This is a genomic window from Acetobacter tropicalis (genome assembly GCF_001580915.1).
In the GTDB taxonomy this organism is placed as follows: domain Bacteria; phylum Pseudomonadota; class Alphaproteobacteria; order Acetobacterales; family Acetobacteraceae; genus Acetobacter; species Acetobacter tropicalis.
In genome coordinates, this window is the sequence record NZ_LHZQ01000210.1 from 65510 (window position 1) to 75415 (window position 9906).

10 protein-coding genes are annotated in these 9906 nt (G+C 53.3%); 7 read left to right on the forward strand and 3 right to left on the reverse strand.

The window, feature by feature from the left end; genetic code table 11:
* The first annotated feature begins 46 nt into the window (after window positions 1-46).
* Window positions 47-829 (forward strand): tetratricopeptide repeat protein, encoded by a 783-nt coding sequence (locus tag AD944_RS10120; RefSeq protein WP_082741194.1) that lies wholly within the window; start codon window positions 47-49, stop codon window positions 827-829.
* A gap of 135 nt (window positions 830-964) precedes the next feature.
* Here the strand turns inward: AD944_RS10120 and AD944_RS10125 are convergent, their stop codons facing one another.
* The gene (locus AD944_RS10125) at window positions 965-1651 is read right to left on the reverse strand and encodes a Fe2+-dependent dioxygenase (protein ID WP_045542124.1); all 687 of its coding nucleotides are present in this window, start codon (window positions 1649-1651) and stop codon (window positions 965-967) included.
* Window positions 1652-1959: 308 nt separating this feature from the next.
* Between AD944_RS10125 and bfr the strand changes: the two genes are divergently transcribed.
* On the forward strand, window positions 1960-2448 hold the full coding sequence (gene bfr, locus AD944_RS10130) for a bacterioferritin (protein ID WP_061474842.1): 489 nt from the start codon (window positions 1960-1962) through the stop codon (window positions 2446-2448).
* 57 nt (window positions 2449-2505) lie between these two features.
* Here the strand turns inward: bfr and AD944_RS10135 are convergent, their stop codons facing one another.
* Complete coding sequence (locus AD944_RS10135; RefSeq protein WP_045542112.1) at window positions 2506-2865, reverse strand: ArsC family reductase; 360 nt, start codon at window positions 2863-2865, stop codon at window positions 2506-2508.
* Between the two features lie 94 nt (window positions 2866-2959).
* On the opposite strand from AD944_RS10135, the gene AD944_RS10140 reads away from it, so the two are divergent.
* From AD944_RS10140 to AD944_RS10160, 5 genes are all read left to right on the forward strand, one after another.
* Window positions 2960-3364: a YtcA family lipoprotein gene (locus tag AD944_RS10140; protein WP_231551526.1), complete on the forward strand. Its 405-nt coding sequence runs from the start codon at window positions 2960-2962 to the stop codon at window positions 3362-3364.
* Between the two features lie 4 nt (window positions 3365-3368).
* Complete coding sequence (gene mdtN / locus AD944_RS10145) at window positions 3369-4418, forward strand: multidrug transporter subunit MdtN (protein ID WP_045542114.1); 1050 nt, start codon at window positions 3369-3371, stop codon at window positions 4416-4418.
* Entirely contained in the window at window positions 4399-6216 is a 1818-nt protein-coding gene (locus AD944_RS10150; protein WP_045542115.1) for an FUSC family protein, read from the forward strand. Before mdtN ends, AD944_RS10150 begins: the two co-directional genes overlap by 20 nt.
* Entirely contained in the window at window positions 6213-7832 is a 1620-nt protein-coding gene (locus AD944_RS10155) for a TolC family protein (protein WP_045542116.1), read from the forward strand. Before AD944_RS10150 ends, AD944_RS10155 begins: the two co-directional genes overlap by 4 nt.
* Window positions 7833-8293: 461 nt before the next feature.
* Entirely contained in the window at window positions 8294-8896 is a 603-nt protein-coding gene (locus tag AD944_RS10160) for a glutathione S-transferase family protein (protein WP_045542117.1), read from the forward strand.
* Here the strand turns inward: AD944_RS10160 and AD944_RS10165 are convergent, their stop codons facing one another.
* Window positions 8897-9478 (reverse strand): DNA-3-methyladenine glycosylase I, encoded by a 582-nt coding sequence (locus AD944_RS10165; RefSeq protein WP_045542118.1) that lies wholly within the window; start codon window positions 9476-9478, stop codon window positions 8897-8899. It abuts the gene before it with no gap.
* Window positions 9479-9906 lie beyond the last annotated feature (428 nt).

Genomic DNA, 9906 nt, shown 5'->3' on the forward strand with positions numbered 1-9906 from the left:
TAATAATAATCCTTCTCAAAAACAGCCTATAAGACTTCAGGGTGAGATGGTGGCGAAAAACGTGGTTGGAAAGCTGTTTGGAAAGCGTGAAAAAGCGCGCACCATCGCGCACCCGCCGTTACCGGACGCCATTGAAGCCATTCGGCAGAAAGCCATCCGGGGGCATCATCTGGAGCAGGTGCTCTGGGGCAAGACCTTACTGAACAGCATTTATGTGCCCAGAGACCCGGACCAGGCTTTAATATGGTTCACCATTGCCGCCAATGCCGGGTATGGGCCCGCCCACAACATGCTGGGCCGCTGCGCGCATTTTGGCTGGGGATGTGAAAAAAACCTGCAAAAAGCGGCCCAGCATTATGAAGCCGCCGCCGCATTGGGAGATGAATGGGGCCGGTATAATCTGGGTATTCTGACCATGCGAGGCATGGGCATGCCCCAGAATCTGAAACAGGCCCTCCTTCTCTTTCAGACGGCAGCCCAGAACGGCCATGCCAAATCCATGAACATTCTGGCCCGCTTCCTTGAAGAAGGGTGGGAAATTCCACAGGACCGACAGGCCGCGCTGGCATGGTATAAACGTTCGGCAGAAGGAGGGGATTATCGGGGCCAGCACAATTACGCTACCGCCTTGGCGGAAGCTGGCAAAACCCAAGAGGCTCTTCAATGGTGGGCGCAGGCGCTCCCGAACGCTACCTCCGATATTCTTTTGGCCATGAATCGCTCCCTGACCAAACTGGGGCCAGACAAAGCGCCCCAATTATATGCAGCCCTGCAGGAGCGCCTGAACTCACTCCCCCAACGTGACGATGATCTCGCAAAATTGCCCTGACAGATTTCGTTTGAAAACTCTGTGCAGCTAAGAGCTGGCGAGAGGCTTTTGACGTTGAAAAAGTCGGTTTGAAGGCTCCACACGAGTCCAGCAGGACGGAAAAATACCTAACCACTCGTGAGGCATCATGTCAGATCAGAGATCACACCACTGGCGCATCAGGTTATGATAACAATTGACCAGTTGCAGCACTGCGGGGTCATGATCGGACAGACGGGTACGCAGATCCATGATGGCACGATCCAGATCGTACAGCACCCGGCGGCGGCTTTCATCCCGCACCATGGACTGCGTCCAGAAAAATGAGGCCCAGCGGCTACCGCGTGTTACCGGGGCCACGCTATGCAGCACCGTTGTATCGTAAACGATCATATCGCCCGCAGGCAGCTTGATTTCCTGCATCCCGGCTTCATCATAAATACAGAGTTCCCCGCCGTCATATTCCTCCGGATGGCTCAGGAAAAGCGTGGCGGACACATCTGTCCGCACCCGCATGCCACCGGAATCCGGAATTGGCCGTACAGCGTTATCTACATGCGCGCCGAAGCCCATGCCAGGATCGTACCGGTTGAAGAGGGGCGGTACAACGCGAAACGGCACCACGGCACTGTTGAAGATGCGATTCCGGCCAAGAGCGCGCAGAATCAGTTCTGCCAGTTCACGGTGCTGCGGGTGGTTCAGCGGTAGTTGCAGATTGTATTTGGCTTTGGCCGACTGCTGCCCGGCGGTTGCCTTCCCGTCCTGCCAGTCCGCCTTTTCAAGAACTGAGCGGCAGTGCGCCAGTTCTTCAGGGGTAAGAACCTCGGGAATATGCAGCATCATGATATTTTGGTCCGACAATGAAAAAACGGGTTTCCCCCGCATAGCATCCGGCAGAGGCCATGCGTTTTTGTAGGCTTTCGCTCCATAAAGCTCAAGACGATCAAGTGCTTACGTGATCAGACGCAAACGCGTTGCAAAAACCATTCCCTCCGCAGTTAATAATCACTCGAAAAATGGCTGAAATGCGATGTTGATAGTAAGAATTAATTCCCATAAAATGTTGATATATCATTGTTTTTTATTTGCATCGCGTTTTACACTCAGCTAGACAGCAAACTGTATTTCCTCCCACACCAGCAAAGAGACATATCATGGTTAAAGACCCAAAAGTTATTGAACACCTGAACACGCAGCTTACAAACGAGCTGACGGCCATCAACCAGTACTTCCTTCATGCCCGCACGCTGCGCCACTGGGGCGTGACCCTGCTGGGCAAAAAGGAATACGAAGAATCCATTGAGGAAATGCGTCACGCTGACTCGCTGATCGAACGCATTCTGTATCTGGGTGGTCTGCCCAACGTACAGCGCCTGAACACCATCCTGATCGGTCAGGACGTGAAAGAAATTCTGGAATGCGATCTGAAGCTGGAAGAAAAGGCCATGGCCGACCTGCGGGAAGGCATTGCCTATTGTGAAAGCGTGCGTGACTTCGTCTCCCGTGATCTTCTGCTGAAGATCCTTGAAAACGAAGAAGAACACGAAGACTTCCTGGATCGTCAGTTTGACCTCATCAAGCAGATTGGCATTGAGCGCTACATTCAGCTTAACTCTGCTGCTGCTCCTGATCAGGAATAATCCTGCTGCCGTAGCCTCCACACCTGTGGAGGCTACCTCTCTCCGGCAGTTTACCTTTCAGGATTTTGCGAAAAAACGCTCATACACGTCTGGCTTAAAACCCACTTCCAATGCTCCCTCTGCCTCAAGCACCGGGCGCTTGATCATAGAGGGCTGAGCTACCATCAGAGCCACCGCCCGCGCTTCCGTCAAATTGGCCTTGTCTGCTTCCGGCAGTTTTCTGAACGTAGTTCCGGCCTTGTTAAGCAGCTTTTCCCATCCAACCTGCTGAATCCATTTTTTTAGATGCTCCGCATCAATTCCCTGACTTTTGTAGTCATGGAAGGCATAGGCAATGCCGTGCTCATCCAGCCATGCACGGGCCTTGCGCATGGTGTCACAGGTTTTGATGCCATACAGGGCTACAGACCGCGCCATTGTTCTTCATTCTCTCCCGATACAAGGCAAAAGCGGCCTATGCCGCACCTTTGCCGTTTTGCATAACACGCTTTGCATCATAGCCACGCGGCACATGCTGGTCCACGCAAGCCACCGGATTGTCACCTTGCGCAGGCCTGTTACCGCCACTGATTGGCCTCGCCCAGACACGGCACCACACGCCATGTTGACAGGCCAGACTCATTCAGCCCAATTTGACCAGATGTTGCGCCCGTCTGCCCGCCGCCATATTGGCTTCTTTGCCACGCCTTTGCTAAGCGGCTGTACCGCGCAAGGGGCGCCATCCTTTTCCATTTTCGGCGCATATTTTCCAGACTGGATGCTCTGCGGCATAATTGGCGTGGCCGTAGCCGTGGGGTTGCGCGTGCTGTTTCTTGTCAGCGGGATCGATTCTATTTTGAGCCTGCGTCTTTTTACATATGTCTCACTCGGTATCATCGCCGCGCTACTGGTCTGGCTGGTAGGGTTTGGGCCGTAATCCTATGAAAAAAGTCCCCCTGTCTTCCACCCGGCCTGTGGGTGTTGTTATCGCGGGCATCTGTGTTGTTGGTGCCATTGCGCTTGGGGTGTATGTTTCCCGGCAGGATAGCGCCTATCCCTCCTCCGATAGTGCAGAATTAGACGCTGAACTGGTACATATGGCCTCCACTGTCGGCGGGCGACTGGTTGATTTGCGGGTCCGGGTCAATCAGGCTGTGAAAAAGGGAGACGTACTCTACCGGCTGGACCCTGAACCCTATGAGTTGGCCGTGCGTCAGGCTGAAGCCAATCTGGCGTTGACCTCGGCCGAGGTGGAAAACCAGCAGCGACTGGTTGCCGTAAAAACAGCCAACGCTGCCGTTGCCAAAAGTCAGACGGAACGAGCCCAGACTAACCATGACCTCGCAGCCCGCACGGTAGAGCGCCTCAAACCGCTTGCCGGAAAATCCTATATTCCCTGGCAGGAGTATGATCAGGCACGTGTTGCCCTGAACAACGCCACGGTTTCGCTCTCCCAGAGCCAGCAGCAGGAACAGGCTGCGCAGATTGCCATTGGAGATCTGAAAAGCTCCATTGCCGCACAGCAGGCAGCACAAGCCGCACTTGATCAGGCCCGCTACGCCCTGCGGCAAACAACTGTCATTGCCCCCACAGATGGGTACGTAACCAGCCTGCGGGTCAAGGCTGGAGAAATCCTTGCTCCCTCTCAGGTGCTCTTCACACTGATCGCTAACGATGCCTGGTACGTTACAGCCAACATCCGGGAGATTGCGCTCAAGGCCGTGCAACCGGGCGCCTGCGCCACGGTGTATTCCATGATTGATAAACACACAGCCCTGCGTGGGCATGTGGAAAGCATTGGCTGGGGTGTACTCTCCGCCGATTCCACAGGCATTGGCGCCACTCTGCCGCTGGTGCCGCGCCAGATGGACTGGGTGCATGTGGCGCAGCGTTTCCCGGTCAGAATCAAGCTGGAAGCGGCAGACCCCCGCCTGCTCCGTCTGGGAGCCACGGCCACAGTCGAGATCCGCCATGGCGCTGCCTGTCCCTGATACCCTGCACCTGACACTGGCCCGGTTCTGGCGGCTGGTGTGTGATCCTGCACCCGGCCGACTGGGCTACAGCCTACGCATGACGTGCGCCTGCACTCTTGTCATTCTGATTTGTGAAATCTGGCAGGTTCCCGAAACAGCACTCCCGGCATTTGTCACCATGGCGCTCTGGCAGAAAGACCGCATGACCAATGTGCTGGCTGGCGTTGGCGTCAATCTTCTGTTTGCAGTGGTTATTTTACTGATGTTCGGGCTGGTACATCTCACACTTGATCATCCTTTGAGTCTGGTTGCCGCCACCGCTCTGCTCTCACTTGGTTTCTTTTTCCTTGGCTCGGCCAGCAAGCTGAAACCGGTTGCCTATATGCTGGCGCTGATTGTTGTGTATGCGCTGATCGCCATAGATCAGGCGCCGGTTGGAGAACTCGCCACCCGCGCCCTACTATATGCTGATCTGTTCATTCTCATTCCAGGCGGTGTCATGGTTGTGGTGGGCGGATTGATCTGCCCCTCTCCCAAAACCGTTCTCACTCATGCCATTGCAGCACGCCTACGCCTGAGTGCACGCCTGCTTCAGCAACCAGATGCTCTTGTTCAGGAACAGGCCACCGCCATGTTGCGCGAAGGTGCAGGCGACATGCTGAAATCCCTTAAAATGGCTAAGCTGGAAAAACTCTGGCGCGATCATGATCTGGAATGTCTGCATCAGGCCATTTACAGCAGTGTGGCAACACTGGCACTGGCACTGGCACTGGCGCACGCAGCAACCCGAGACCACTCCATACCACATTCCGCCTCCTCTCTGATTCAGACACTCTTTGAAATGGCGGCAATTTTTGAGAAGGGCGATTACCCTACGGATATCAGCACGCCCTCTGCTCCAGGCACATCCCCTGCGTTGCAAGAACTTGCGCTTCTGCTTTCCACGTTCACAACCCCGGCTCCAAAAAATCAACAGAAAGAAGCTGAAAAAGACGAGAGTGGTCCAGCCGGCTTCTTTTTTCCCGATGCCTTCACCAACCCGGAACATGTGCGCTTTGCCGTTAAAGGCACTGCGGCTGTCATGCTCAGCTATTTTTTGTTCAAGGTTCTAGCATGGCCGGGTATCCATACCTGCGTCATCACCTGTTTTATTGTAGCTCTCCCCACAATGGGAGAAATGATTTCCAAATTGACACTTCGTATTGCAGGCGCACTGGTAGGGGGGGCCATGGGGATTGGCTCTCTGATTATCCTGATGCCCCATTTGCAAAATAGTGCAGCATTTCTGGCCATGATGGCAGCAGGCGCGCTTGTGGCCTGCTGGATCAAAACAGGCGATGAACGGATTGCCTATGCGGGCCTACAAATAGGGCTGGCCTTTTTCCTCTCTGACCTGAAAGGTTACGGCCCCACCACGGACATGACCACTGCCCGTGACCGTATTATTGGTATTCTTCTTGGAAATTTCATCACCTATGCCGTTTTTACCAGCATCTGGCCTACCAGCGCCTATGATAAAATCCGGGATACGCTGAGAAACGTTTTTCACGCTCTTGATGCGCTTGCCATTGCCCCAACCCGGACGCAGCAGCTTGTCCATGCCGCAGCAGTTCAGACCGCGCTTGGTACGACCGAGCGGACCATTGAATTTGCCAGCATGGAACCACCACACATGCGCGCGGATATGCCGCTTCTGGCCACTTACCACACCGCCACTCAGCAGGCTGCCCTTCTGGCAGAAGACGTTTTGATCCCAGCCCTTTCCTCCGAGACCGCTCATCAGATCACACAGCTTGAGCAGGGACTTCCAAAATGATGCGTTTTTCCCGCCCCTGTTCCACTCTTTGGCACCCTCTCGCCCTCCTTCTGCTGAGCAGTTGTGCAACACAGGCTCTTGAAACCGCACCAGAGCGGGCAGATACACCATGGCAGCCCAATGTTTCAGAAAAAGGCGAAATTCTGCCAGGAAAAAGCCAGACCGGCCATGGGCTGAAAATACCCGCAGATTTCACATTACCCGCCAATCAGGCACTTGGTCCGCGCGCACCAGATGCAGAGATCAACAGCACTCATCCCTATTCTCTGGCTGAACTGATTGACATTGCACAGTCCAGCAACCCCACAACCCGGATTGCATGGAATACTGCCCGTGACGCAGCCCTAGCCGTTGGCATTACCCGCACAGCCTATCTCCCGCATTTAAGTGCAACCGTTGTGGGCGGTTACACGCACCAGCATAACAATGGAGGCAACCCCAGCCTGAGCAACGCTGGACAAATTGGAGAAGGTGCAAACGACCTTATTAATCAGGCCGAAGGTTTGACAGATGGAGTTAGAAATCGGAATTCCGGTTCTGGTGAAGTCCAGACCCTCAGTATGGAATGGCTACTGTTCGATTTCGGGAAGCGGGAAGCCATTATCAATGCGGCAAAACAAGCCCAGCTTGCCAACAACATTCTCTTTACCGCCGCACACCAGAAGGTGATTTATGACGTCACACTGGCGTTTTACACCCACGCTGCGGCAGCCGCCCGTGTAGTGCTCGTGCAGCAGGCCGTAACCAATGCCCACTCGGTACAGGCCGCCGCTGAAATGCGCCTGAAGCAAGGACAAGGCACCATTGTGGATGTTACCCAGGCCCGCCAAATGACGGCGCAGGCAGAACTCCGGCTGGTGCAGGCTCAGAACGCAGCGGAAAACACCTACCTTGATCTGATGACAGCTATGGGTATTTCCCCCAACACCCGTTTACAAACCACGAATGTCTCCAACCGCGCCCTGACAATGGCGGATGCCCGGCTGACAGACGACATGGTGCGTCAGGCTGTGGCCCAAAGACCGGATGTTCTCGCCGCCTATGCCTCGGCCAAAGCCTCCCAAAGCCGAATAGCGGCAGCAAAGGCGGAGTTTCTGCCAAAGGTTTTTGTATCAGGAAATGTGGCTTATAGTACGGGACAATTGGCGCTCTCCTCCGTACCGGGTGTAGGGTCTGATTCTTCTCCCACTCTCAACCTCTCCACCAACAATTTCAGTAGCCTTATTCTGGGCGGCATTACCGTTCCGGTTTTTGATGGAGGCATGCGGGCGGCTGTTCTGCGACAGGTAAAAAATCAGGCTGACAGCGCGCAAACCCTTTTACGTAAAACTGTTGATCAATCAGTCAAACAAATCATTGTGGCTGAAAACAGCGTACATGCCAGTCTAAGCGCCTACACAGCAGCCACTAAACTACTAACCGCATCCCAAACTGCGTTTGATGCCGCCTTTGCGGCCTACCGCAACGGTGTTGGCTCCATCACGCAAGCCACCATGGCGCAAACAGGGCTGCTTGATGCTCAACTCGGCAAATCAGATGCTTATTATGCGTCCCTGATTGCGGCATCCAGCCTCGCCTTTGCTACAGGTTCTATCCAGACAAACCCGCCAGCATGATGGCCGCCCACCAGCCAACTATTCTTCTACGTCCATCATTTGAAAAACGTTTATCAAAGCACACCACGCGCTTTACAAAAGCCCTCATTCAGACAGTTAGACAGAAGGTGGATACAACAGACCGGACGTCACGAGTTGCACAGGATATGAAGAAGTATCTCTTTTTCTAGAGCCTGAAACAGATTTCCTACCCGCAGTTCATTTATCATCTGATAAGAAAGAACGCCCGTTATTCCAGCATCACCATTCTGGCCTGTTTGGCAAACCTGATTCCAAAATTCATAGGCGCTACCCGCCTAGGTGGCACACTCACGCAGAGGGCTTCCAGTCTATATTCAAAGGCCGCAAAAGTCCGGCTGATACTTGATGCAGAAAGGTACGGAGTGCCGTTTTGGAAGAGTCACTCGTCAAAAACGAAAAATACTGAAAAGATTATAAGAAACTGAGGGAGATCAATCTGAATGATTATTTTATACGGCACACTGCTTTCAGGCCATGTGCACCGGGTCCGCCTGCTTTTATCTATCCTGAAACTGGATTATCAATTTGAAGCTGTAAGTGGTCCTTCATCTGAACTGTTAGGCATGAACCCCCTTGGACAGATTCCTATTCTAAAAGATAACGGTATAATCCTGTCAGATAGTAACGCTATTATGGTTTATCTGGTTAAACGCTACGCTCCCGGCTCCAGCCTGCTGCCACAAGACCCTGTTCCAGCCGCGCATGTGCAACGATGGCTTTCCATAGCAGCAGGAGAACTCCGTCAGGGACCAGCAGCGGCTCGGATGGTCTGTCTCTTTCATAAGGAAAATGAACCCGCGAACGCCAAAGAGCAAAGCCATGCTCTTTTTACCTTCATGAATACGCATCTGGGCCAGCAGGAGTTTCTTGCCACTCCCCACCCTACGCTGGCTGATCTGGCCTGTTATGCCTATACAGCGCGCGCACCAGAAGGCGGCATTTCTTTAGAAAACTACCTTCATATTCAGGAGTGGTTGAAAAGAATTGAAGCATTACCCGGTTTTGTATCCATGCCTTGGGCAAAGGATGTTAACCCTGTTTAATTAACCCTCTTCACATTTTTTATAGCGGAAACAGGTTGGGTCATGGTCATCGACCATGCCCACAGCCTGCATCCAAGCATACACAATAACCGGACCAACAAACTTGAACCCACGGTCTTTCAAGGCCTTTGAAAGCGCCTGCGAGTGAGGGGACTGGGTTAAAACTTGGCCGGTAGTATTACGGAGTGGAGCATTGGGCACCATTCCCCACGTAAAGATGGCAAAGTCTTCTCCACGCGCCTGCATAGCTAGATACGAGCGCGCATTCCCAATAGTCGCTTCAATTTTGGAACGGGCACGGATAATACCGGGGTCAGCCATGAGACGTTCTACATCTCTCTGATCGAAATTTGCCACGCGTTCAGGGTCGAAGCCCGCAAAAGCCTGACGGAAGCCCTCACGTCGACGGAGAACCGTCAGCCATGAAAGCCCTGCCTGAAAGCCTTCAAGCATGAGCATTTCCCACAACGCCCGGCTCTCTGTAACAGGCGCACCCCATTCTTCATCATGATAGGTACATAAGAGGGAGTTTGTCTGTGCCCACTTGCAGCGGGGAAGCATTTCAGCGGCCTGATGTGTCATGCCATCAGCATAAGCGCGCGGACAACCTTACGCTACCCTGCTCTTGTCAGCTCTCTTTCAGATTGCGCGCCATGGTTAGGCGGGCTGTCTCAAAGAGAGGAGAAGACGCCGCTTTCAAAGTACTGTCTCTTTTCCCTCGGCGGGAGACCGGAGGATCAATGTCTTCCCAGCCCGACACTAAATCGGACTCTGTTTCCACGTAATTTTTCCAAGCATGATGCTGGAAAAAATGGAGAAGGCCTGCCATTTCGTCCTCCTACGCCATTTTTATTCTTTTTGATGAGTTGAAGCTTTTACCAAGACGTCAACTCCTTCATCTTGAACACCGGACAGTGTCACAAGTTTCATACAATATGGCAAATACGCCATTTTCTTCCCACACCCACCTTCTTAAAGAGCAAAAATATTTGGGGCTGGCATAGGTAAGC